The organism is Vicinamibacterales bacterium (genome assembly GCA_041659285.1).
In the GTDB taxonomy this organism is placed as follows: Bacteria; Acidobacteriota; Vicinamibacteria; order Vicinamibacterales; family UBA2999; genus 12-FULL-67-14b.
In genome coordinates, this window is the sequence record JBAZYO010000004.1 from 232,768 (window position 1) to 254,945 (window position 22,178).

Here is a 22,178-nt window from a genome sequence, read left to right on the forward strand (position 1 = left end):
TAGATGCCGAGCGACCCCAACCACCAGCCGCCAGTGCCTGTCGCGCGTGTAATCACGCGCCTCAATATCGGCGGCCCGTCCATTCAAGCGACGCGTCTCACCAGCGCTCTCGAGCGCCACGGCTTCCACACGCGCCTGTTCCACGGACGCCTTGGCGACGGTGAAGGCGACATGTCGTATTTGATTCCGGCGGGCGCCGACACCGTGTACTTGCCGCGACTCCAGCGTCAGCTGTCGCCGATCGACGACCTCCGCACGGTGTTCGCGTTGTATGCGCAGTTCAGGCGGTTGCGGCCGGTGATCGTTCACACGCACATGGCGAAGGCCGGGATGCTGGGCCGCATGGCCGCCGCCGCCTACAACCTGACGCGCGGCGCCGCGCCCCGCGCGCGCGTCGTGCACACCTATCACGGCCACGTGCTCGACGGGTATTTCAGTCCGGTGATGACCAAGGTCTTCATCACGCTCGAGCGCGCGCTGGCCACCGTGAGCGACGCCATCGTCGCGATCTCGCCGGCGATTCGGGATGAGTTGCTGAACACGTATCGCATCGGGCGCGACCGCCAATTCCACGTGGTCCCGCTTGGATTCGACCTGGCGCCGTTCGCCGCCGTCGATGCGGCGGCCCGCGCCGAGGCGCGCCGCACGCTGAACCTGCCGCCTGGCGTGCCGGTGATCAGCACGGTCGGCCGGCTGACGGCCATCAAGCAGCACCGGCTGTTCCTCGACGTGATCCGGCGGACGACTGCCGGCCACCCGGATGTCATTGCGCTCATCGCTGGTGGCGGCGAGCTGCAGGCCGAACTGGAAGCCCACGCGGCGGCGCTGGGCATCGCCGGCAACGTGCGGTTTCTCGGCTGGCGCCGCGACCTGGCCACCATTTACGGCGCCACCGATGTCTTTCTGTTGACGTCCCGCAACGAGGGCACGCCTGTGGCCCTGATCGAGGCGATGGCCACCGGCGTCCCGGGCGTCAGCACGGCGGTGGGCGGGGTCAAGGACGTGATCAACTCGCCCGACGTCGGCCTGCTGGCGCCGTTCGGCGACGCCGACGCCCTGGCGGGTCATGTGAACGGGTTGCTGTCGGACGCCACCCGCCGCGACACCATGGGCGCCGGCGCCCGCGCGACCGTCCTCGAGCGTTACGGCATCGAGCGGCTGGTCCGGGAAATCGCCGCGATGTACCGCGACCTGCTGGCCCGGCCCTAGGATGGAATGCTGATGCGCCAACGCGCCCTGCTCGTGATTTGCCTCGTCGCCCTGGCGCACGCGGCGCTCTACATCGTCTACCAAGGCCCGGACCGCGACGCCATGGTCAACTGGAGCGACCAGCGCGGCTATCAACGGCTGGCCGAGAGCCTCGCCACCACCGGGCAGTTCACCCGCTATGCCGGCACCGAGACGTTCGCGCCGGAAGTGATTCGCACGCCCGGCTACCCGGCGTTTGTCGCGGTCGTCTACCTGTTGGCCGGCGTCGGCAACAACACCGCCGTCGCCGTGGCGCAGGCGCTGGTGTTCGTCGCGATCTGCCTGCTGGTCTTCGTAGTGGCGCGACGCGTCAGCGATCAGCGGACCGCCCTGGTCGCCGCCGGCCTCACCGCCGTGTATTCGCCGCTGCCCTATTTCGGCGCGCTGGTCGTGACCGAGCTGTGGACGGCGTTGGTCGCCACCGCGGCGATCGTGGTCGCCCTCCGCGCCGCGCAAGACGGCAGGCTCCGCGACTTCGCGCTCGCCGGTTTCCTGTTCAGCGTGACGACCCTCGTCCGGCCGGCGTTCGTGTTGATGCCGTTCTTCTTCGCCATCGCAGTGCCGATGCTGGTCCGCCGTCAGCGCTCCGCCGCCATGCTGAAGGGCTGGAGCGTCCTCGCCGTGGCCGCTGCGATCACCTTGATGCCGTGGTTTGCCTACAACTACGTGAACCTCGGCCAATTCACCCTCTCGCCCGCCGGCGGCATTGGCCGAGGCCTGTGGGAAGGCTCCTGGCAGGGCCGATGGACGGGGCGGATACAGGCGGACCTGATCACACTCGCCGACACCACCGCTGACCGCGACGAACTGACCCGCCGCGTGCTGGCGAAAGCCGCGGCAGCCGGACTGCCGGCCGAGCCGATGCTCGACTACGTCAACGAGTGGCGTGACATTCGCGCCATCTGGGATACGCCCATCGATCCGATGGAACGGGTCCGCGCCCGCGTGGTGGCCGACGGTGAATACCTGCGCTTGGCCCTGGCGCACATGCGCGAAGATCCGCTCGGTCACATCCGGCGCCGCGTCGTGACCGGCACGTTCGTGTTGTGGGCCGCCGAGATCCCGATCAGGTACCGCGACATCAATGAGATGCCGGCGTCCGTGGTTCGATTGATCTGGCTGATTCAAGTGGTGCTGCTGCTGGTGGCGGCGGGGGGAGCGGTGGTCCTGGTTCGCGGCGGCCGCTGGCTCGAAGCGGTGATGCTAACGCTGCCGATCATCTACGTGACGGGGGTTCACTTGCCGCTGCTGTGCGAAGCGCGCCAGTCGTTGCCCGTAAAGCCGATCGTTCTGGCCCTGGCGAGCGTTGGCGTAGTGGAAATGACCCGCAAGAAGACCTGATCTGCGTCATCTGCGTCATCTGCGGCCCTGGCGTCACCGTCATCTGCGGCCCTGGCGTCACTTTCCCTGAAATCTGAGTTTCATGAACGCCAGCATCTCCGTCTTCCAGGCGCGGCTGTCGGCGCCTTCGGGACGGTTGATGTGATCGGCGATCTGCATCCCGAGCAGCACGTTGTCGTCCATGCTGTTGTTCAGGAACAACCCGTGGCGGCCCAGCGTGAGCAGGTTCGACACCTCATGCACGCCGTCGAGCACCGGGATAAGATGTTCCTCGAAGTTGAGCTCGTACACGGGATAGGCCGTCGGAATGTCGGCGACGTAGTACTCGAGCACTTCATCGGGCGTCACGTGGTAGCCCATCTTCATCAGGTCGCGTAACGCGAGCTGATACACCTCTTCGTCGCTGGCCTGCCACAGCGGCTCGTCCTTCCACAGCGACAGCTCGATGCACAGCACCGTCGAATCGGCCGGCACCATGTCGGGGCTCACGTTCTTCTGCTCCGACAGCCGGTTGACGCGGAACTGCGCATCGAGCAAATACACCCAGTGGTAATCGGTCATCCGCGCGCGCTTGAGGACGATGTAGATCAGCTTGAGGCTGCGGTAGCGCAACTTGCCGGCGTGCGACACCACCTCTGCCGGCAGGGACGGCGTCGTCATCGACACCAGCGCCGGCAGCGGCAACGTCGACAGCAGCAGGTCGCACTCGACGGCCTTCTCCTGCCCGTCTTCGCGATAGACCACGCGGGCCACGCGATCGCCTCCCTGCCCTGAGCCTGTCGAAGGGTCGCGCTCGAGCCGCACGGCCGGCGCGTTCAGCTTGATCACGTTGCCGGCGGCGCGCACTTCCGCCGCCATGCCCTCGTAGAGCAGGCTGATGCCCTTGCGCGGATACATGTACTTCGTGAAGTAGGTCGCCGGGTCCGCATTGATGCCCAGCGTGCGCAGGATGATGTTCTTCAGGTTGAGCTTGGCGACCCGCTGCGCCTGCTTCGACGAGATCTGGCTTGTCGGCAGGCCCCACACGCGCTCCGAATAGATGCCGAAGCAGAGGTCATAGAGCGTGCGGCCAAGGTTGCGGACGCCCCACTCCTCGAACGAGTCTTCCTTCTTCGCCGGCGCAAAGGTCGACTTGAGCGTCGCCACCAGGTAATCGAAGATGATCCGCGCCGACAGGAACGGGCTGACGCCCTTCAGCACCTGCAGCATCTCGAGCGGGTAGACGTACTCCTTGCCGCGCAGCAACACGCGGGTGCCGCGGGTCAGGACCAGGGGATCCTCGCCGAAGAAGTGCTTGATCGAGGCCAGCACGCGGCGGCTCTCCTCGGTCTCGCGGACGTGAAACGTGTGCGGCCCGAAATCGACGGCGTAGTTGCCGACGTTGATGGTCCGCGCCATGCCGCCGACGGCATCGTCGCGTTCGAGCACGGTGACCGGATAGCCCAGTTCACTGAGCCGCCACGCCGCCGTGATACCGGCCGGCCCGGCACCCAGAATCACTACCCGCTGCTTTCCGCTCATCCTCTCCTCATGTCGACCTGAGCGGCGCCGGCCAGAAAGGCGCGCAGCCGCTGCAACCCGTCTTCGAATGACACCCGCGGCGTGATGCCGAAGGTGTCGTGCATGGTGGTGTCCGCCGATCGAAACTCGATGTACTCGGCCACCGTGCCTTCGTGCCGCACCGACACGTCCGCCCCCGCGACCTTGGCCATCGTGCCAACCACGTCGTTGACGCTGACCGGAGCGCCCGACGCAAAGTCCACGGTGGCCCGGGTGCCGGCGGCGGCGACCAGCGCCAGGAAGCCGTCAATCGCGTCGTCCACGTACATGAAGTCGATCAGGTTCTGGCCGTTGCCGCGCACCACGAACTCGCGCTGGCCCGCCCGCATCGCCTGCAGCCACTTGGTGGTGATCTTGCGTGCGGCTTCGTAGGGTCCATAGGCGCCGAAGAAGCGCACGTTGACGTAACTGCCGACAGTGCCCTGCCGCTCGCAGAAGAACCGCAGGTATTGCTCCGACGCGAGCTTCGCAATCGCGTAGGGCAGCCGCGGCGACACCGCGGTTGCGGGCGTGACGGGCCCGCTCAAGCCGTCATATACCGCGCCCGACGAGAGGTAGACCACGTGATCCGCCGGGCAGTGCTCGAGGGTGGTGACGAAGGCGGCGGTGTTCGAGTCCAGGTCCCACCGTGGCCGTTCGGCCGACGCCGCCGGGTCGCCATTGGCGGCCAGGTACAGCATGGCGTCGGGCCGGCCGATGTCGCGGGCCATGGCCTGCACCGCGCCCTCGTCGAGCAGGTCGCAGCGCACCGGGCGCACGTGGGACAGGCCCTGCGCCTCGACGAACGCTTCGAGGCCCGGCGTCTGGTGGTAGACGGCGACGATCTCCCAATCGCGCGGTGCACGCAGCAGCACGTTGTGGCCGATAAATCCGGAGGCGCCGGTGAGGAGGAGTTTCACGTGAGCTTGGGACGTGCTTACTTCTTGCCGCTGACGGCGTCGTAGTTCTCGCGATACCAGGCAATGGCCTGGGCGACGCCTGCCTCGAGCGAGACCGTCGGCTTGAAGCCGAGCAGCGTCATCGCTTTTTCGATCGACGGCACGCGCAGGTCGACCTCGGGACCGGGGTGGGGCTTGAAGACGATTTCAGACTTCGAGTTGGTCAGGCGGATGATCAGGTGGGCGAGCTCGAAATTGGTCGCCGTGCCTTGCGGGTTACCGATGTTGAACGCCTGGCCGATCGCGGCCGGGTTCTCGGCGCAGCGCAGCACGCCGTCCACGAAGTCCGACACGAAGCACCACGAACGGATCTGCGTGCCATCGTTGTAGAGGGTGATCGGCAGGTTGCGCAGCGCCTGCAAGGTGATGCCGCGGATGGCGCCGTCACCGACTTGACGGGGACCATAGACATTGAAGGGCCTGACAATGGTCAGCGGCAGGTTGTCTTCGCGATAGTGGGCGTAGGACAGGTGCTCCGAGGCCAGCTTGCTCGCGGCATACACCCACCGGCTTTCGCCAATCGGCCCAATCGGCGTGAAGTCGTCTTCCTTGCCCTTGTGGATGAAGGCGCCGTAGACCTCGCTGGTGGAGAACTCGACGAAGCGTTCCACCCCGGTCGCGAGCGCGGCCTTCACCACCTGGTGCGTCCCGAGCAGGTTGACCTCCATCGTCCGCACGGCACTGCGATCCACCGTGTAGACGCCGGCGATGGCCGCGCAGTGAATGACAATCTGACATCCGTCGATTGCCTTGCGCGTCGCCTCGTAGTCGAGCACGTCACCCTGGATGAAATGCAGGTGCTTGTGCTCGCTGAGGTGCGCAAACTGGAGCGCATTGCGGTGCAGGTTGTCGTAGACGACGATTTCGTTGTCATCGACGAGCATCGAGACCAGGTGCGAGCCAATGAAGCCGGCGCCGCCGGTGATGCAGATTCTCTTGTTCTTCAATGCCATGTTGAGACGGTCCTCTGAACTAGTGCTTGCCGTTGGTGGATCGGGCGCGAACGGAAACGGGCTTGCGCTTTGGGGCGGGCTGCGGGGTCGGCTCCTGGCGCAAGGGAAACAGCCGGTTTCGCGCGACGCCGGCGTCGATCAGCTCTTGCAGCTGTCGGCCCGACTGGTCGAGCGTCGCCACGATGATCAAGTCGAACTCGACGGTCGCGTGGTCGGCAATCGGCAGCACCGGCATGCCGAGGAACTCGTGGTGGCCATCGTGATCGAACACGGCGACCGGCTCGAGACCAGACTCCTTCAGCGACAGGTACGCCAGTTCGGCGGCTTCGCCGCTGCCGCAAATCGCCACGCGCTTGCCGGCTTCGGCGCAGGCCTGGAGGGCGGTGCGCAGGTGCTGGCGCACCTCGCCGTAGAGATGCAGCGAGTAGTCCATGAACTCGTAGGTCAGGCGCGCCTTCTCGGTGATGCCGCGAGGCGTCACCAGGTAGGTGATCCGGTTGGGCTGCACGTTGACTACCTTGATGAAGCCCTTGTGGACCATGCGCTTCAGGTAGATGTTCGCGAGACCGAGCGCGATCCCCAGCTTGCTGGCCAGGCCGCGTTGCGTGACCTGCCCATTCTGGTGGACCGCTTCGAGCATCCTTAGATCGCGATGTGCTTCAACGTCCATTAGTGCTTAGTGCAGAGATGCAGTGGCCAGGGCGCGCTCCGCGGCGGCCCAGTCGTCCAGGTCGTCGATGCTGACGGAACGCTCGGCCGGCATGCGGTAGGCGACGACTCGGTCGCCATACAGACTGGGCCCCGGCCCGAACAACACCGTCGTGCGGCAGGCGTAGATCGCGCCGTTCATGACCCACGCTTCCGGCAAGTCCTGGCGGCGGTTGATGCGCTTGCGCACCGGCTCGCCGGTGGCGAACAACACGGCATTGCCGGCCGCGTCCACGCGCAGCGTGCGCGACGGGTGGCTGTGCGCCGGCACCTCGCTGACACTCAACACCGAGTCGGCGCCGGAACTCTCCAGCAGCGCCGCCGCGGCATCGATGTCGGCGACGGTGCGCAGCGGCGAGGTCGGCTGCAGGATCATTACCGCATCGGGGTGGTAGCCCGCTTCATCCTGCATCCACTTCGCGGCATGCTGGATGATCGGCAAGTGCGCGGTCTCGTCGCGCGACAACTCGGCGGGCCGCATGAACGGCACCTCGCAGCCCAGCGCCCGGCCGGCCTCGGCAATGGCCGCGTCTTCGGTGGAGAGGATGACCCGGTCCAGTCCCCGCGCCGCCTGGGCGGCCAGAACCGTGTAGTCAAGCAGCGGCTTTCCGGCCAGCAGCTTCAGGTTCTTGCCGGGAATGCCCCTGGATCCGCCACGGGCCGTGATGATGCCGAGAACCTTCACGCGCTCTCGAAGAACCGTTTCTGCGTGTAGAGCTCGGCCGACGCGAGGATCTCGACGACGGTGTCGCTCGCGTTGGGACGGTAGTAGATGTTGGATGACAGGTACGGACCGTGGGCCAGCTGCGCCGCGACGGCGGCGGCAATCTCGGTGGCGTCGTAGCCGACGTGCGTCACATGTTCGCCCGACAACCGCCCGTGCTGACGGCCCCCGATGTTCACCACCGGGGTGCCGAGGTACGAGCACTCCTTGATGCCGGCCGAGGAATTCCCCACGAGGCAGGCGGCGTTGGCCAGCAACGCCACGAACCGATCAGCGGGGACGTTGGTGATGAAATGCATCTTCGCTGTGAGCTCCGGGTGGCGCTCGCGCATGTGCCGCAGGCTGTCGGCCATCTCGCCGGTGCCGGCGTCCGCGTTGGGCCAGAACCAAATCGCCGGCACGTCGAGCGCCGCCACCGCCCGCAGCGTGGTTTCCAGGTGCAGCCGGTTGTCGGCCTCGGTGGTCACCGGGTGCTGCACCACCATCAGGAACGGCTGCGCCACGTCAATGGCATGACCGACGCCGAAGCTGTTGAGCTCATCGCTGGCAATCGACCGGTTCACCAGCGAGGCCAGTTCGACGTCGAGCGAGCCGGTGTTGAAGACGTACGTCGGGTCCTCGCCCATCGCCAGGACCCGCCGGTGCGCGTCGGCGTTGGTCACGAAGTGGATGTGGGCGAGCTTGGTGATGGCGTGGCGCACGCTCTCGTCGATGCTGCCGGTGACGTCCCCGCCCTCGATGTGGGCAATGGTGATGTTCAGGTACGCGGCCGCCATGGCAATGGCCAGTTGCTCGAAGCGGTCGCCACAGATCACCACCACGTCAGGATCGGCCTTGTGCAGTTCGTTGGTGAACTCCAGCGCCGTCAGGCAGGCCGTCTTCGCCATGGCCACGTGATTGCCGCCTTCAATCACGTTGAACAGCGAGGCGGCAATCTCGAACCCGCCGGCGGCGATGTCGTCGGCAATGTGGCGGCTGTACTTGTCGAGCAGGATCGAGCCACCCAGCATCAGCTTCAAGTCGATGTCCGGATGCGCGTGCAGCTTCTTGATCAGCAACTGGCTGCGCCCGTAGTAGGCGCGGCTGGTGATCGGAAAACAGATCTTGCGCTTCATAGGATCACACGCGACCGGGATTGTGGTTGATGACCACCGTCTTCAGCTCGCAGTAGACGTCCAGCGATTCGGTGCCCGGTTCGCGGAACCCGTTGCCGGAATTCTTCACGCCGCCAAACGGCATATGCGGCCCCGAGCCGAAGGTGGCGCCGTTCACCGACACCAGGCCGCCGCGATAGCGCGTGATGAACTCCTGCGCGCGGTGCACGCTCGCGGTGTGGATGGCGCCGGTCAGGCCGTAGTCGGTCGAGTTGGCCAGCCGCACGGCCTCGTCGAAATTGCGCGCGCGATACAGACACGTAACCGGGCCGAACAGCTCGTGCTGCGACACCTGGTCGTCGGCCGACACGCCCTCGAGCACGGTCGGCGCCAGGTAGTAACCGGGCGCGAGCGCGGCCACCGCCTGGCCGCCGGCGATGACCTTCCCGCCCCGTGACACCGCGCCCTCGACCTGGCCAATGAGGCGGTCGAGGCTGCCCCGGGAAATCACCGGCCCGCATTCGTCGTCCGGACCTGAGCCGACCTTGACCTTCGCGACGCGGTCGAGCATCACGGCGCGGAACTTGTCGTAGACGGCGTCGAACACGATGATGCGGCTGCCGGACGCGCAACGCTGGCCGGCATCCACGAACGCCGACGCCACCGCCCAATCCGCCGCCAGCTCGAGATCCGCATCGTCGCAAACCACGAACGGGTTCTTGCCGCCGAGCTCGAGGCACACCTTGGCGAGCACGGCGCGCTCGCTGACGGTCTTCTGAATCAACTTGCCGGTGGCCGACGAGCCGGTGAAGCTCACCACGCCGACGCGGTTGTCCTGCACGAGCGGCGCGCCGGCGTCGGGGCCAAAGCCCTGCACCGCGGCATACACGCCCACCGGCAACCCGGCGTCTTTCAGCAGGCGGCCGAATGCCACCGCGGTGTACGGCGTCAGTTCGTGCGACTTGGCCACCACGGCGTTGCCGCACAGCAGCGCCGGGAACGCCTTCCAGGCAATGCCCGCCAGCGGGCTGTTGAACGGCATGATCGCCGCGCAGATGCCGATCGGCGATCGCAGCGTCTGCACCGTCCGGTTCAGGACCGGGCTGGGCATCGTCTTGCCGTAGAAGCGGCTGCCCTCGCCCTCCATGAACACCGCGAGCTCCGCCGCCGACGCCACTTCCGCCGCCGCGCTCTTCCACGGCTTGCCGGTTTCCGCCTGGACGATGGCGGCGAATTGCTGCTCGCGTTCGCGCAGCAGCTGCGCCGCGCGGCCGAGCACCGCGCCGCGCTTGGGGGCCGGCACCTGCGCCCAGGCCTCGGCCGCACCCGCCGCCGCTGAGACGGCATGCGCGACTTCCGCCGCGCCACCGCGCGCGACCTGCGCGATCACCCGATCGTCCATGGGGCAGCGCTTGTCGAACGACGCCCCTTCGACGGAGGGAACCTCGACGTCGGCGATCCAGTGCGGAACGAAGGATGGATAGGTCATCGCTTGATGCGGGTCAGGACGGTGCGCGCGATCGAGGGACCATCAAGGCCGTGATACGCGAGCACCTCGGCGTTGGTGCCGCAGGCCGGCACCTCGGTCAGGCCAATCGCGCTGACGCCCGCGCGAACACCCGTCCGGGCGAGTGCCGCCGCCACCATCACGCCCTGGCCGAACTCGAGGTAGTGGTTGTCGAGCGTGACGATGTGCTTGAAGCCGCCCAGCGCCTCGCGCACCCACGTATCGTCTATCCGATTGAGCCACGGCAGGTCGATGACCGCGGCCGAGATGCCATGCGTCGCCAGTTCGTCGGCCGCGCGCCAGGCGTTGGTCAATAGCACGGTGCCATAGCCAACCAACGCCACGTCGGTACCAGGCTTCAGCACAACGCCGCGACCAACCTGCAGCGTGTAATCGGCGGGCATCACGTACGGCAGGTCCAGCGGCACGTTCACAAACCGCAGGTAGGTGCTGCCCGGGTTCTGCTCCACGGCCCAGCGGATGGCGAGCCGCGCTTCGCGCTCGCTGCACGGCTCGAACGCGACCAGGCCGGGCACGGCGCCAATCGCCGAGATGTCGCGAACCGACTGGTGAGAGTGGCCGGGCCCGCCCGGGACCAGCCCCGCCAGCGTCGCGGTGTAGATGATCTTCCGCTTCTCGGTGGCGTTGTTGTAGATGTTCTCGTTGGCGCGGGTCGAAAGGAAGCACGCGAACGAATGCACGACCGGCAGCATCCCCCGCAGCGCCATGCCGCCGGCGGCCGACACCATGTGCTGCTCGGCGATGCCGCACTCGATGAACCGCTCGGGCAGCTCCGCCTTGAACGCTTCGATGCCGCAGTCCGAGAGCAGGTCGGCATCCATCACGACAATCTCCGGACGCGTGCGGGCCATGGCGAGGAGCTCGTCGCCGTAGGCGAGCACGATCTTCTCGGGACTGGCGGGCGACAGCCGCACCGGCAGCGGCGCCGAGGTCAGGACCGCCGGCGGCAACCCCAGGCCCTCGAGCGTGCCGTTGACGCGGGTCAGCATCTCGCGCGTGGCGGCCACGTAGTCCTTGAGCGTCGGCGCGCCGGCATGGAAGTGATAGGTCTGGTCGCCGCACGCCAGGCCTTCCATGAACGACACGCCCTTGCCCTTGATGGTGTCGGCGATGAACACCTTGGGCTTGTCGGTGACGGTGGCGAAGTGCGCCAGCGTGTCGCGCAGCACCGCGAAGTCGTGGCCGTCGCCGCGGCGCACTTCCCAGCCGAACGCGCGGAACTTGTCTTCGATCGGGCCGAGGTCGCTGACCGCCGCCACCGCGGAATCCGACTGCAGCTTGTTGTGGTCGACGATCACCGTGATCTCGGCCAGGCCTTCGTTGGCCACCGGCTGCAGCGACTCCCAGATCTGGCCTTCCTGCAGCTCGCCGTCGCCGGTCATCACCACGATGCGGCTGCTGCGGCCGGTGTAGCGGTTGGCCCGCGCCATGCCGTAGGCCTTCGAGATGCCCATGCCGAGCGAGCCGGTGTTGGTGGCGATGAAGGGCGTGCCGACGTCGGGGTGCCCCGGCAGCCCGTTGAGGCGGCGCAGTTGCGGCAACAGGTCGAAACCGAGCTTCTCCATGCCGATCAGCAGCGAGTACAGCGCCGGCGCGTCGTGGCCCTTCGACGAAAAGTAGACGTCGGCGTCGCGGCTCTGGCCGTTGGGGTCGCGCAGGTGCTCGGTCCACAGCCACGTGATGATGTCGGTGGAGCTGAAGCTCGACCCGATGTGGCCGGAGCCGGCCTGCATGATCATGAACAGCGTGTTGATCCGGCAGAGGTCGGCGATGAGGCCGGCACGGACAATCGGATCGGCGACCCCGTCCCGTACCGCGCGAAACATCTCGCGCGAAACATACGACAACGAGTCGTCCCCGACCAGCGCGCGATCCGAAAAATCTTTCTCGCCCATGTTTCTATGCTCGCAGCCGGGAGTAAGAGTTTGGCAGTTGGAAGTCGAGAACGAAAGTCTGCGTCATCTGTGTCATCTGCGGCCCTGGTGTTATCTGCGGCATCACCTGGCAGTCCACCCGCCGTCGACGACGATGGTCGCGCCGGTCATGTAGGCGGAGGCGCGCGACGCCAGGAACAGCACCGCCCCGTTGTAGTCCGACTCGGTGGCCATGCGGCCCAGCGGCGTGCGCCGCTCGTACTCGGTGACGAACTCCGCCGCGTGGCCGGGCTCGCGGACGCCGCCCGGCACCAGCGTGTTGGCGCGAATGCCGAACGGGGCGCCGTACTCGGCCAGCCAGCGCGTGAAGTTCAGGACCCCCGACTTGGCCACGCTGTAGCCCACCGGTTTCACGTAGGTCGCGCCGCCCTTGCGCTTGTACTCGTACACGGACTGATCGGGCGAGACCAGGCCGTAGGTGGAGGAAACGTTGATGACGCTGCCTTCGCGCAGGCCCGCAGCGCGGTACTGCTTCACGAACGCCTGCGACACCAGGAACGTCGTCTTGAGGTGCGAGTCGATCATCGCGTCCCACGCCGCCTCGGGATAATCCTCGAACGGCCCGTTCTCGCTGCCGGCCGCGGCGGGCGATGAGCCCAGGCCGGCGTTGTTCACCAGCACCGTGACCGGTCCGAGCTCGGCCGCGACGCGGGCCATGGCGGCATCGACCGCGGCCTTGCCGGTGAGGTCGGCCATCTCGACGCGCACCCGATGGCCGGCGGCGGTCAGGGCGGCGAACGCATCGGCCGATCCGGCGACGTCGAACGCGGCCACGGCGGCGCCCGCCTGAGCCAGGGTCGCCACGTACTCGCGGCCCAGCCGGCCCAGGCCGCCGGTCACCACCGCCACATGGCCGGAAAGGTCGAAGAGCCCGTGGAACAGGCGATCCTGTATGTCTTTATTTGACAAGTGCTTAGCCTGCCTATCGGAGGGAGGGAGGGAGGATGGTGTTACAGGCCTCCGGCATTCCCGGTCACATGCTGGGCACGCGCGACCGGGCCACGTTCAAGAGCTGAACGAGCATTATACACCGCTCGTTCATGAAATGAACGGAGGGACCCGGCCCGGCAGCCGCCTTGTTCAAAAGATGAACAAGAGCCTAGCGGAGGGTGCGGTTGGCGCCGGCGTAGGTGCGCTTTTCGGCCACCACCCGCTCGATGATCTCGTCGAGCTTGACCTGCGGCACGTAGCCGATGGCCTGGTGAATCTTGGTGAGGTCGGGCACCCGCCGCGGCATGTCCTCGAAGCCTTCTTCGTAGGCCTGGTCGTAGGGAATGGTCACGATCTCGGACGTGCTGCCGGTCGCCTGCTTGATCCGCTCGGCCAGCGCCCGGATGCTGACCTCTTCGGTGTTGCCGACGTTGAAGACCTGGCCAATCGCGCTCGGCAGCACCATCAGCTTGAGCAGCGCGCCGACGACGTCGCCGACGTAGGTGAAGCTGCGCTGCTGCGTGCCGTCGCCGAACACGGTGATCGGCTCGTTCTGCAGCGCCTGGCGAACGAACGTCGGCACCACCATGCCATACTGCCCGGTCTGCCGCGGACCCACCGTGTTGAAGAACCGCATCACGATGACCGGCTGCTTGGTTTCCTTCCAGTACGCCAGTGCCAGGAACTCGTCGAGCGCCTTGCTGCAGGCATACGCCCAGCGGTGCCGCGTCGTCGCGCCCATCACCAGGTCGGCATCCTCGCGGAAGGGCACGTGCACGCTCTTGCCGTAGACTTCGGAGGTCGAGGCAATGAAGACCAGCTTCTTCTTCTTCGCCGCGTGCTTCAGGATTACCTCGGTGCCGTGCACGTTGGTCTCGATGGTGTGCACCGGCCGCTCGACAATCAGCTTCACGCCGACGGCCGCCGCCAGGTGGAAGACCACGTCGGCGCGGTCCACCATTTCGGCGACCAGCGAATCGTTGAAGACCGTGTCGATGGTGTAGTGGAAGCCGGGCCGGCCCTTGAGGTGGGCGATGTTGTCGATCGAGCCGGTGGACAGGTCGTCGAGGACAAACACTTCGTGGCCCTCAGCCAGCAACGCTTCGGCCAGGTGCGAGCCGATGAAACCCGCACCGCCGGTGATCAGAATACGCATGTGTGTCGCACTGTCCTCTCTAGGGGCCGGACGGCCGGCCGTGCCTTGATCGTATCCGCATTGCGCCTGGCTTCTCGAAACATTGTCCACATTTCGGCCTAGAGCGCCGGATCGTCCTGCAGAGTGAGCAGATACCGGCCATATTCACTGGCTGGACCAAACGCCGCCGCCAGCCTCGCCAGCTGTGCCGCCTCGATGAACCCCTGGCGGTAGGCGATCTCTTCCGGACACGCGATCTTCAAGCCCTGCCGGCGCTCGATCGTCTCGATGAACTGGCTGGCTTCGAGCAACGAGGCGTGGGTCCCGGTGTCCAGCCACGCATAGCCGCGGCCCATCACCTCGACAGACAAGGTCCCCTGCTCCAGGTACGCGCGATTCAGGTCGGTGATCTCCAGCTCGCCGCGCGGAGACGGCTTCAGGCCCTCGGCAAACTCTGATGCGCGGCCGTCATAGAAGTACAGACCGGTCACCGCGAAGTGCGACTTGGGGTGTGCCGGCTTCTCCTCGATCGAGGTGGCGCGGCCCGCAGCATCGAACGCCACCACGCCGTACCGTTCCGGATCCCCCACGTGATAGGCAAACACCGTGGCGCCATCACGCCGGCGATCGGCCGCCGCGAGCCGCTCAGGAAGGTCGTGGCCGTAAAACAGGTTGTCGCCGAGAATCAGCACCGAGGGCGCCCCGGCGAGAAATTCGCGCCCGATGATCAAGGCCTGCGCCAGCCCGCCCGGGTTGGGTTGCACCGCGTATTGCAGGCTGAGCCCCCATTGGCTGCCATCGCCCAGCAGCTGCTCGAACGTCGGCGTGTCGCGCGGCGTGGAAATGACGAGGATCTCGCGCACCCCCGCCAGCATCAGCGTGCTGAGCGGGTAGTAGATCATCGGCTTGTCGTAGATCGGCAGGAGCTGTTTCGAGACAGCACGGGTGGCGGGATACAGGCGCGTGCCCGACCCTCCGGCGAGGATGATGCCGCGCCGCGTGGTTCCACTGGTCGATTGAGTCATCGCGATTCTTCCTGGCCCCGGAGAGCCGGATGGTTGGGTCCCAACAGTTGCGCGTCTTCCAGTCCGGTAATGGCCGCGCGGCCCATCGCCAGTTGCGCTTCGGCCGTGCTGCCGCCGATGTGCGGCGTGCCGAGAAAGGTCGGCAAGGCCAGCAGCTGCGGATTGGCCTCCGGCTCCATCTGGAAGACGTCGAACGCGGCGCCCGCGAGGTGGCCGTTCGAGAGCGCCTCGATCAACGCCCGCTCATCCACGAGCCCACCGCGGGCGGCGTTGATCAGGTATGCGCCCTTCTGCATCATCGCCAGTTCCGCCGCACCGATCATGCCGCGCGTCGAGTCGTCGAGTGGCACGTGCAGCGTGACAATTTCGGCTTCGGCCAGGAGCCGATCGCGGCTCGCCGGCTCGACGCCATTCGCCGCGTAGAACTCCGGGTAGTCGCGGATGTCGTGCACCAGCACGCGGCAGCCGAATGGCGCCAGCAGCGACACCAGGTCTTTGCCGACGAAGCCGCAGCCGATGATGCCGACCACCCGCCCCGTCAGCTGGCGGCCGACCAGCTTCTGGAAGTCGCCGGATCGCAGCGCCACGGTGGTTTCAGGCAGGCGGTGAAGCAACGCAATCGCGAACGCCAGCGTCAGCTCGGCGACCGAGCGCCGGTTGACGCCGCCGGTCCACGCCAGCTTCACGCCATGCCGCGCGATGGCCGCCAGATCGAGGCCGTCGAGGCCGACGCCGTACTTGCTGATGATCCGCAGTTCCGGCACCTGGGCCAGCACCGCCTCGTCCACGCGCTCGAGGCCGATGATGGCGCGGTCGTGGCCGCGCAACAGCTCAACCAGGCCGGGGCCGTCGAGCACGCCCGGTGATTCACTGAAGGTCACATCCGCATACGTCGCCCTCAGCTCGGCGCGGAGCGCGGCGTTGCGGGCGAAGGACCGGGCCGCGACCGCAATGCGGGTCATGACGCCGCCCGGCCATGCAGGTGCCGGCCGATCGCGTCCTGCCAGCTCGGCATCGGGTAACCGGCGGCCGCCAGCTTCTGGTTGCTGAGCGCGGCAAACTTCGGACGCGCGGCCACCAGCTTCACCTCGTCCACCGAGACCGGCTTGAGCGGTGCGTCGGGCCGGTCCAGCACGCGCGCGATCTCCTGGGCCAGCTCCAGCCAGGTCGCCTGCCCGGAGTTGACGCAGTGATACAACCCGAACGGCACCGCGGTGCGCAACATGTGGGCCGTCGCGCCGACGACATCATCGATGTAACTCGGCGAGACCACGCGATCGAAGAACACCGGCGCTTCGGCGCCGGCGCGAACGGCGTTGACAATGCGATCGACGCTGCCGGAAACGGCGCCGCCGAACAGGCTCTCCACGCGGACCAGGTAGTGCCGGCGCCAGTCCGCGGCCATCCACTCGCCGACCAGTTTCGACTGGGCGTACACGCTCTGCGGCTCCGGCGCGGCCTCTTCCGTGTAGGCCGTCGCGGCCGAGCCGGAAAACACGAAGTCGGTGCTGTAGTGCAGCAACACGGCGTCGAGTTCCTCGGCGGCGCGCGCCAGCGTGCGCACCGCGAACGCGTTGACGTCGAAGGCCCGGCGCTGGTCGCGCTCGGCGCCGTCGACGTCGTTGTACGACGCGCAGTTGACGATGGCTTCGGGACGGGCGCGACGAACGAAGTCGAGCAGGGCCGCATGGTGCGTGATGTCGACGTCGGCACGGGTGCCGGTGGTCACGTCGTGCTCGCGCGACAGGCGCGCCGCCATCACCTGGCCCAGGCGGCCGGCGGCGCCCACCACCATCACCCTCATCGGCGCACGCGCTCCTTCACCGCCGCCCGCGTCTCGCGGTCGGTTTCGCGCTTGCGCAGCGCCTCCCGCTTGTCGTGATCCTGCTTGCCGCGGGCCAGCGCGATCGCCACCTTGACCTTGCCGTTCTTGAAGTAGAGGCGGGTCGGCACCAGCGTCAGCCCCTTCTCCACCGTCTTGCCGATCAACTTGCGGATCTCGGACTTGTGGAGCAGCAGCCGCCGCTTGCGGCGCGGGTCGTGATCGACGTAACCGCGATGGCTGTAGGGGTTGATGTGGACGTTGTGCAGCCACACCTCGCCCTTGTCGACGCGCGCGAAGGCGTCGCGGAGGTTGGCCTGGCCCTCGCGAATGCCCTTCACCTCGGTACCGAGCAGGGCGATGCCCGCCTCGAACGTTTCGAGGATGTGGTAGTCGTGAAACGCCTTGCGGTTGTCGGCGATGAGCGTGTCGGGCTCGCTCTTGCCTTCCTTGGCCGCTTTCCGTTCGATCTTGGCTTTCATCTTCCCTTTGTCATCTGCGCCGCCAGCAGCACCGCCTCGATCATGCTGCCGGCATCGGCCACGCCCTTGCCGGCAATGTCGAACGCGGTGCCGTGGTCCACGGAGGTCCTGATGATCGGCAGGCCAATGGTCACGTTGACCGCCTGGCCGAACGCCAGCAGCTTCACCGGGATCAAGCCCTGATCGTGATAGCACGCGAGCACGCAGTCAAATTCGCCGCGCGAGGCGCGGACGAACACCGTGTCGGCCGGGAACGGGCCGCGGATGTCGATGCCGGCGGCGCGGGCCGCGGCGACGGCCGGCGCCAGGATGTCATCGTCTTCGGTGCCGAGCACGCCGCCCTCGCCGGCGTGCGGGTTGAGGCCGGCCAGCGCGAGGCGCGGCCGCGCCAGGCCGAACAGCGGCAGCGACGCCGCGGTGAGGTTGATGGTGCCGGCCACCAGCTCCCGGGTGATCAGCGCGGCGACGTCCCGGAGCGGCACGTGCACGGTGATCAGCACAACCTTGAGCTGGGGCGCGTGGAACAGCATGGCCACGGGCCGGGCGCCGCACAGGTGCGCGAGCAGGTCGGTGTGGCCTTTCCACGGCAAGCCGGCCTGGGCGAACGCGAGCTTGTTGATGGGCGCGGTGGCAATCGCATCGACGTCGCCTCGCTTCGCGGCGTCAACCGCCTTCACGATGGTGTCGTACGCGGCCTGGCCCGCGGCGGCGGAGACTTCGCCCGCCCGCACGGATGCGTCAACCGGCGACGCGAAGATGACCGGCTCGCAGACGGCGAGGACCCGAGGGTCGGCGGCGGCTTTCGCGACGATCTCGGGGCCGATGCCGGCCGGATCGCCCGCGGTCAGCGCAATGCGCGGCAAGGTCACAGCTGGACCGCGAGCCATTCGGCGACGACTTTCGTGCCGGCGTTGCGTTCGAGGGCGGTGAGGGCGCGGTCCACGGCGCCGAAGGCGGAGCGGGCGCGGTCGCCGGCGAACGCGCGCGCCAGCGTGGACAGGTCGTCGGTCAGCAGCGGGTTGGCCAGCACGCGCTGGTCGGCGCCCGAGTTGAGCGCTTCGATGTCGCGCAGCATCGACGCGGCCAGGCGCAGCAGCACCGCCAGGTCTTCGCGGCTGCGTTCCTTCTTCGACGGCCCGGCGACCAGCGCGGTGGCCGCCTGCAGCCGGGTTTGGGTGTCGGCGCGGCCGGAGGTCTGCTGCAGCAGGCGCATCGCCGACTCGCGCAGGCCCGACAGATCGCTGTCCGATAAGGCGAGGGCCTGCCCGATGCTGCCGTCGGCCAGCGGCGCGGCTTCGCGCGCTTCCAGTTCGCTCTGGCCGTGGTCGCGCACCAGCGCCAGTTCCACGTCGGCCGCGGTCAGCCGTCCGAAACGCAGGCGCATGCAGCGTGAGCGCACCGTGCCCAACAGCGCGCCCGGCACGGCGGTGGTCAGGATGAACACCGTCCCCGGCGGCGGCTCTTCGAGGTTCTTGAGCAGCGAATTCTGCGCGGCCGGCTCCAGCGTATCGGCCTCGCGGATCAACACGGCGCGGCGCTTGCCTTCGAACGGCCGGAAGCCGGTGCGGGACAGCACGTCGCGCACCACGTCGATCTTGATCGAGGCGCGGTCGTCCGGTTCCAGCGTGATCACGTCCACGTGGACGCCCCGGGCAATGCGATCGCAGGCGCGGCAACGGCCGCAGGCGTCTAACGGCAGGCCGCCCTGGTCGCGGACCGGTTCCAGGCAATTGAGCGCCTGTGCCGTGGCCGTCGCCACCTTCCACTTACCCACGCCCGAGGGCCCGGCAAACAGCAGCGTGGGCGGCAGCGACTCGCGATCGATCGCGCGGGCAATGAGGGCGGTCAACCGCCGATGACCGATGACGTCGCGCAGGGACATGAGCTGTTTGATGATAGCGCTTGTGGGGAGGCCATTGACCAACTGCCGCTTCGCTGGCTACAATCGGTTGTTTGCCGGGTGTCGGGCGGTTAGCTCAGTTGGTAGAGCACCGGCTTTACACGCCGGCTGTCACAGGTTCGAGCCCTGTACCGCCCACCAGATCGCCAAATCGGATTTGGCGATCTGGTGATTTGGCGATCTGGTGATTTGAGTTTGTGACGTTTTGATCTGATGATTTGATCTGATGATTTATTGATCGACTTGGCTGATGCGGCGGTCGTCGGTGCGGTGACAAGCACTGGCGGTTAAATCCCCAAATCACAAGATCACCAAATCACGAGATCAGATTCCCGATCGGGGTGGTAGTTCAGTTGGTTAGAACGCCGGCCTGTCACGCCGGAGGCCGCGGGTTCGAGTCCCGTCCACCCCGCCATTCGACTCACCTATCGACTCGCCTCCGGCGAGCCACCTTCCAGGGAGAATGTCCTGAGTGAGCGTGCGGCCAGCCGCAGGCTGGACGATCGCGAATCGAAGGGCATCTCACTCGCTTCGCGCCAGACAGTGCGAGTCCAGCCTTTGCTCACGCCTCATGCAAAGGCTGTCCCGCCGTAGCTCCGAAGGAGCGGAGGCGGACCGCCCCCTCTTCCTCCCCACACCCCATTGCCTGTGTTGTCGTGCGCCGCTGTTCAGTCCGCCGCGATAACAAGTGCGTTTCCGCCAGGCGTGAGAAGATCAGCCAGCTTGGCAGTCTAATCAGTAAGAGGCCTTGAAGTGCGCGCTTCCATTGGTCCGCCTTGAGCACTGAAGCCACTCGATAAACACGGCCCCCTATGGCGATCATCATCGACCGATCACAAGCCCCGGCCCTTCTGCGCTACACGCTGTCGGGAAGCTTCCCGACATTGCAGGAACAGAGCACGGCGCGCGAGGGCGAGATTGCCGCCGGCGCGTTGACCGCGGAAACGAGGGGATTGATCGACATGCGCGAGGTCACGAGCCTGCCGCACGTGGATCAAATCATGACTCGATCTGGACAGCCCGCCACGTGGCCCTTGCGCCGAGTCTATCTGGTGAAACCCGGCGAGCAGTTCGGGGTGGCGCGCCAAATGCAGATCCTCGCGCCAGCCAGGATGCAGATCGCGATCTACACCGACGAACAGGAGGCCCTGGCCTGGCTCCTGGGGACGGAGGCCGGCGGCACCTCCTCATCTTCCCAATAACTTCATCGCCAGGATCGCGAGCCCGGTCGCGAGGCCGATCATCGTGTGGTGCTCGCGGTTGCCGCGCGCGCGCTGCCAGCTGAACGGGCGATCCATCGGCGCGGCGCGCTTCTCGGCATAGGCGTCGTAGGCGTCGCCGAACTTCTCCCGCAGGTGCGCCTCTTCACTCCGCATCGCCGCCGTCAGCGTCAGCAGCATGTAGCCGATCACGAGCGCCGCGACGACCACGTGGTGCGCCGCCACCGCGATGCCAGTCCCGATGATCGATGAGCCGAGGTAAAGCGGATGACGCGTATAGCGATAAGGCCCCGACCGCGTCACCTCCTTGCTCTTCTCGAGATGCCCTGCCGCCCACAGGCGCAGGCACTCGCCCACCACGGCGATGGCGGCACCCAGCAGCAGTGAGTCCCTCGTCGGCGTCGCCAGCCACAACACCAGCGCCGCGAACACGAACCCAAGGAACACGCGCCAGCGCGCCAGCAGGCGCGTCACGAGCGGCGCCCCGCGGTTGACAGTCGTTGCAGGGCAGCGGCGAGCACGTCGGCGACCTCGATTTCGTTGATGCACGGCGCGCCACGCAGGCACTGCCGCTTGTGATGGCACACGCAACCGCCGGCGCGGGAAATGACCTGGTCGTCCGGGTTCCAGGGCCCGTTGCGCTCCGGCCACGTCGGCCCGTACAGGCCGACCAGCGGCGCCCCCATGGCGGCGGCAATGTGCAGCGGACCGGTATCGCCCGAGACCACCAGCGCCGCATCGCGCATCAGCACCGCGAGATCGGCAATGGCCGTGGGCGGCGCCGGCGCGGCGGCGCCTTCGGATGACGCCACCACCGACTCCGCGAGGCCCCGTTCGTCGGGGCCCCACGTGACCAGCGACCGTAGCCCCGTCTGCGCGTGCAGCTTCGCGGCCAGGGCGCCAAACCGGCCGGCGGGCCAGCGCTTGTTCGGCCACGCCGCGCCGGGGTTGAGAATCGCGAATTTTCCGGGCCCGCCCGCGGCGGAGATGGCGGCGGTCGTGGCGGTGCCAGCCGAGGGATGGAGCGGCAATTCGACCCGGCCCTGCGCGATGCCAAGCGCCTGCAGAATCGACAGGTTCTTCTGGATCACGTGCGGCGCCTCGAGCGGCACCACGGTCTCGCTGTAGAACATCGCCGCCTGCGGCTCGCGCAGGTGCGCGCGGTCGAAGCCAATCACGCGCGCGGCGCCAGACATCCGCGCCCACACCGCCGACTTGAGCAGGCCCTGCAGGTCCAGCGCGGCGTCGTAGCGTTGCGCGCGCAAATGACGAACGGCCTGCAGGTATCCCAGGCCGCCCCCGAACGACACGCTGCCCTGGGGAGGCGACCCCTCCTTGTCCGCCGTCCCGTCCACCGACTTGTCCACCGACTTGTCCACCGACTTGTCCACCGTAGCCTTGGCGGAGGTGGAAGCCTTGGCGGCGGTGGACGCCCGCACAATCACGCGGCGATGCAGGCCTTCGGCGAGGGAGAGAATGGGCGCGTAGGCTTCGTCCACGATCCAGTCCACGCGCGCCGCCGGCCACGCCCGGCGGATCGCCGCGAGCACTGGCAGCGCGTGCACGATGTCGCCGAGCGCGCTCATGCGGACGATCAGGATTCGATTCATGTGCTCAGGTACTGGGGTGCTCAGGT

At 67.3% G+C, this 22,178-nt stretch carries 21 protein-coding genes and 2 tRNA genes; 5 read left to right on the forward strand and 18 right to left on the reverse strand.

Features of this window, described 5'->3' with window-relative positions; all coding sequences use genetic code 11:
* Positions 1-33: 33 nt before the first annotated feature.
* Entirely contained in the window at positions 34-1,209 is a 1,176-nt protein-coding gene (locus WC815_08130; GenBank protein ID MFA5908730.1) for a glycosyltransferase, read from the forward strand.
* A gap of 12 nt (positions 1,210-1,221) precedes the next feature.
* Entirely contained in the window at positions 1,222-2,589 is a 1,368-nt protein-coding gene (locus tag WC815_08135) for a glycosyltransferase family 39 protein (protein ID MFA5908731.1), read from the forward strand.
* A 57-nt stretch (positions 2,590-2,646) separates the two neighbouring features.
* Here WC815_08135 and WC815_08140 read toward each other — a convergent pair whose 3' ends face one another.
* The 16 genes from WC815_08140 to WC815_08215 all read right to left on the reverse strand — a co-directional run bounded on the left by WC815_08140 (position 2,647) and on the right by WC815_08215 (position 19,304).
* Positions 2,647-4,110, reverse strand: coding sequence for an FAD-dependent oxidoreductase (locus WC815_08140; GenBank protein ID MFA5908732.1), 1,464 nt, complete (start codon positions 4,108-4,110; stop codon positions 2,647-2,649).
* Positions 4,107-5,048, reverse strand: coding sequence for an NAD(P)-dependent oxidoreductase (locus WC815_08145; GenBank protein MFA5908733.1), 942 nt, complete (start codon positions 5,046-5,048; stop codon positions 4,107-4,109). The genes WC815_08140 and WC815_08145 overlap by 4 nt, the downstream gene beginning before the upstream one ends.
* 17 nt (positions 5,049-5,065) lie before the next feature.
* A complete protein-coding gene (locus WC815_08150) occupies positions 5,066-6,040 on the reverse strand; it encodes an SDR family NAD(P)-dependent oxidoreductase (GenBank protein ID MFA5908734.1) in 975 nt (324 codons plus the stop codon).
* A 19-nt stretch (positions 6,041-6,059) separates the two neighbouring features.
* Positions 6,060-6,710: a winged helix-turn-helix transcriptional regulator gene (locus WC815_08155; GenBank protein ID MFA5908735.1), complete on the reverse strand. Its 651-nt coding sequence runs from the start codon at positions 6,708-6,710 to the stop codon at positions 6,060-6,062.
* Between the two features lie 6 nt (positions 6,711-6,716).
* Positions 6,717-7,433: an acylneuraminate cytidylyltransferase family protein gene (locus tag WC815_08160; protein ID MFA5908736.1), complete on the reverse strand. Its 717-nt coding sequence runs from the start codon at positions 7,431-7,433 to the stop codon at positions 6,717-6,719.
* On the reverse strand, positions 7,430-8,587 hold the full coding sequence (gene neuC, locus WC815_08165; protein MFA5908737.1) for a UDP-N-acetylglucosamine 2-epimerase: 1,158 nt from the start codon (positions 8,585-8,587) through the stop codon (positions 7,430-7,432). The genes WC815_08160 and neuC overlap by 4 nt, the downstream gene beginning before the upstream one ends.
* A 4-nt stretch (positions 8,588-8,591) precedes the next feature.
* Entirely contained in the window at positions 8,592-10,055 is a 1,464-nt protein-coding gene (locus WC815_08170) for an aldehyde dehydrogenase family protein (GenBank protein ID MFA5908738.1), read from the reverse strand.
* Complete coding sequence (locus WC815_08175) at positions 10,052-11,989, reverse strand: transketolase C-terminal domain-containing protein (protein ID MFA5908739.1); 1,938 nt, start codon at positions 11,987-11,989, stop codon at positions 10,052-10,054. Before WC815_08175 ends, WC815_08170 begins: the two co-directional genes overlap by 4 nt.
* A gap of 102 nt (positions 11,990-12,091) precedes the next feature.
* Positions 12,092-12,937: an SDR family oxidoreductase gene (locus WC815_08180; GenBank protein MFA5908740.1), complete on the reverse strand. Its 846-nt coding sequence runs from the start codon at positions 12,935-12,937 to the stop codon at positions 12,092-12,094.
* Positions 12,938-13,127: 190 nt separating this feature from the next.
* Positions 13,128-14,114, reverse strand: coding sequence for a GDP-mannose 4,6-dehydratase (locus WC815_08185; protein ID MFA5908741.1), 987 nt, complete (start codon positions 14,112-14,114; stop codon positions 13,128-13,130).
* Positions 14,115-14,212: 98 nt separating this feature from the next.
* Entirely contained in the window at positions 14,213-15,118 is a 906-nt protein-coding gene (rfbA, locus tag WC815_08190; GenBank protein ID MFA5908742.1) for a glucose-1-phosphate thymidylyltransferase RfbA, read from the reverse strand.
* Positions 15,115-16,080, reverse strand: coding sequence for a phosphoglycerate dehydrogenase (locus WC815_08195; protein MFA5908743.1), 966 nt, complete (start codon positions 16,078-16,080; stop codon positions 15,115-15,117). Before WC815_08195 ends, rfbA begins: the two co-directional genes overlap by 4 nt.
* On the reverse strand, positions 16,077-16,922 hold the full coding sequence (gene rfbD, locus WC815_08200; protein ID MFA5908744.1) for a dTDP-4-dehydrorhamnose reductase: 846 nt from the start codon (positions 16,920-16,922) through the stop codon (positions 16,077-16,079). The genes WC815_08195 and rfbD overlap by 4 nt, the downstream gene beginning before the upstream one ends.
* On the reverse strand, positions 16,919-17,422 hold the full coding sequence (smpB, locus tag WC815_08205) for an SsrA-binding protein SmpB (GenBank protein ID MFA5908745.1): 504 nt from the start codon (positions 17,420-17,422) through the stop codon (positions 16,919-16,921). Before smpB ends, rfbD begins: the two co-directional genes overlap by 4 nt.
* Complete coding sequence (pdxA, locus tag WC815_08210) at positions 17,419-18,309, reverse strand: 4-hydroxythreonine-4-phosphate dehydrogenase PdxA (GenBank protein ID MFA5908746.1); 891 nt, start codon at positions 18,307-18,309, stop codon at positions 17,419-17,421. Before pdxA ends, smpB begins: the two co-directional genes overlap by 4 nt.
* Positions 18,288-19,304: a DNA polymerase III subunit gene (locus tag WC815_08215; GenBank protein ID MFA5908747.1), complete on the reverse strand. Its 1,017-nt coding sequence runs from the start codon at positions 19,302-19,304 to the stop codon at positions 18,288-18,290. Before WC815_08215 ends, pdxA begins: the two co-directional genes overlap by 22 nt.
* 83 nt (positions 19,305-19,387) lie before the next feature.
* Between WC815_08215 and WC815_08220 the strand changes: the two genes are divergently transcribed.
* From WC815_08220 to WC815_08230, 3 genes are all read left to right on the forward strand, one after another.
* A tRNA-Val gene (locus WC815_08220) sits at positions 19,388-19,463 on the forward strand.
* A gap of 197 nt (positions 19,464-19,660) precedes the next feature.
* Positions 19,661-19,737: transfer RNA gene (locus WC815_08225), tRNA-Asp, on the forward strand.
* 397 nt (positions 19,738-20,134) lie between these two features.
* The gene (locus WC815_08230) at positions 20,135-20,524 is read left to right on the forward strand and encodes a hypothetical protein (protein ID MFA5908748.1); all 390 of its coding nucleotides are present in this window, start codon (positions 20,135-20,137) and stop codon (positions 20,522-20,524) included.
* Here WC815_08230 and WC815_08235 read toward each other — a convergent pair.
* Together WC815_08235 and WC815_08240 are read right to left on the reverse strand one after the other, a co-directional pair.
* Positions 20,510-21,016, reverse strand: coding sequence for an isoprenylcysteine carboxylmethyltransferase family protein (locus WC815_08235; GenBank protein MFA5908749.1), 507 nt, complete (start codon positions 21,014-21,016; stop codon positions 20,510-20,512). The two genes, WC815_08230 and WC815_08235, sit on opposite strands and share 15 nt — an antisense overlap.
* The gene (locus WC815_08240) at positions 21,013-22,152 is read right to left on the reverse strand and encodes a glycosyltransferase family 9 protein (protein MFA5908750.1); all 1,140 of its coding nucleotides are present in this window, start codon (positions 22,150-22,152) and stop codon (positions 21,013-21,015) included. Before WC815_08240 ends, WC815_08235 begins: the two co-directional genes overlap by 4 nt.
* Positions 22,153-22,178 lie beyond the last annotated feature (26 nt).

Excerpts from the sequence above, each read along its gene's own strand:
- WC815_08155 (MFA5908735.1), bottom strand. The coding sequence starts at position 6,710 with ATGGACGTTGAAGCACATCGCGATCTAAGGATGCTCGAAGCGGTCCAC.
- WC815_08185 (MFA5908741.1), bottom strand. The coding sequence starts at position 14,114 with ATGCGTATTCTGATCACCGGCGGTGCGGGTTTCATCGGCTCGCACCTG.
- WC815_08150 (MFA5908734.1), bottom strand. The coding sequence starts at position 6,040 with ATGGCATTGAAGAACAAGAGAATCTGCATCACCGGCGGCGCCGGCTTC.
- pdxA (MFA5908746.1), bottom strand. The coding sequence starts at position 18,309 with ATGGCTCGCGGTCCAGCTGTGACCTTGCCGCGCATTGCGCTGACCGCG.
- WC815_08215 (MFA5908747.1), bottom strand. The coding sequence starts at position 19,304 with ATGTCCCTGCGCGACGTCATCGGTCATCGGCGGTTGACCGCCCTCATT.
- WC815_08175 (MFA5908739.1), bottom strand. The coding sequence starts at position 11,989 with ATGGGCGAGAAAGATTTTTCGGATCGCGCGCTGGTCGGGGACGACTCG.
- WC815_08240 (MFA5908750.1), bottom strand. The coding sequence starts at position 22,152 with ATGAATCGAATCCTGATCGTCCGCATGAGCGCGCTCGGCGACATCGTG.
- WC815_08140 (MFA5908732.1), bottom strand. The coding sequence starts at position 4,110 with ATGAGCGGAAAGCAGCGGGTAGTGATTCTGGGTGCCGGGCCGGCCGGT.
- rfbA (MFA5908742.1), bottom strand. The coding sequence starts at position 15,118 with ATGACTCAATCGACCAGTGGAACCACGCGGCGCGGCATCATCCTCGCC.
- WC815_08170 (MFA5908738.1), bottom strand. The coding sequence starts at position 10,055 with ATGACCTATCCATCCTTCGTTCCGCACTGGATCGCCGACGTCGAGGTT.
- WC815_08230 (MFA5908748.1), top strand. The coding sequence starts at position 20,135 with ATGGCGATCATCATCGACCGATCACAAGCCCCGGCCCTTCTGCGCTAC.
- WC815_08195 (MFA5908743.1), bottom strand. The coding sequence starts at position 16,080 with ATGACCCGCATTGCGGTCGCGGCCCGGTCCTTCGCCCGCAACGCCGCG.
- neuC (MFA5908737.1), bottom strand. The coding sequence starts at position 8,587 with ATGAAGCGCAAGATCTGTTTTCCGATCACCAGCCGCGCCTACTACGGG.
- smpB (MFA5908745.1), bottom strand. The coding sequence starts at position 17,422 with ATGAAAGCCAAGATCGAACGGAAAGCGGCCAAGGAAGGCAAGAGCGAG.
- WC815_08135 (MFA5908731.1), top strand. The coding sequence starts at position 1,222 with ATGCGCCAACGCGCCCTGCTCGTGATTTGCCTCGTCGCCCTGGCGCAC.
- rfbD (MFA5908744.1), bottom strand. The coding sequence starts at position 16,922 with ATGAGGGTGATGGTGGTGGGCGCCGCCGGCCGCCTGGGCCAGGTGATG.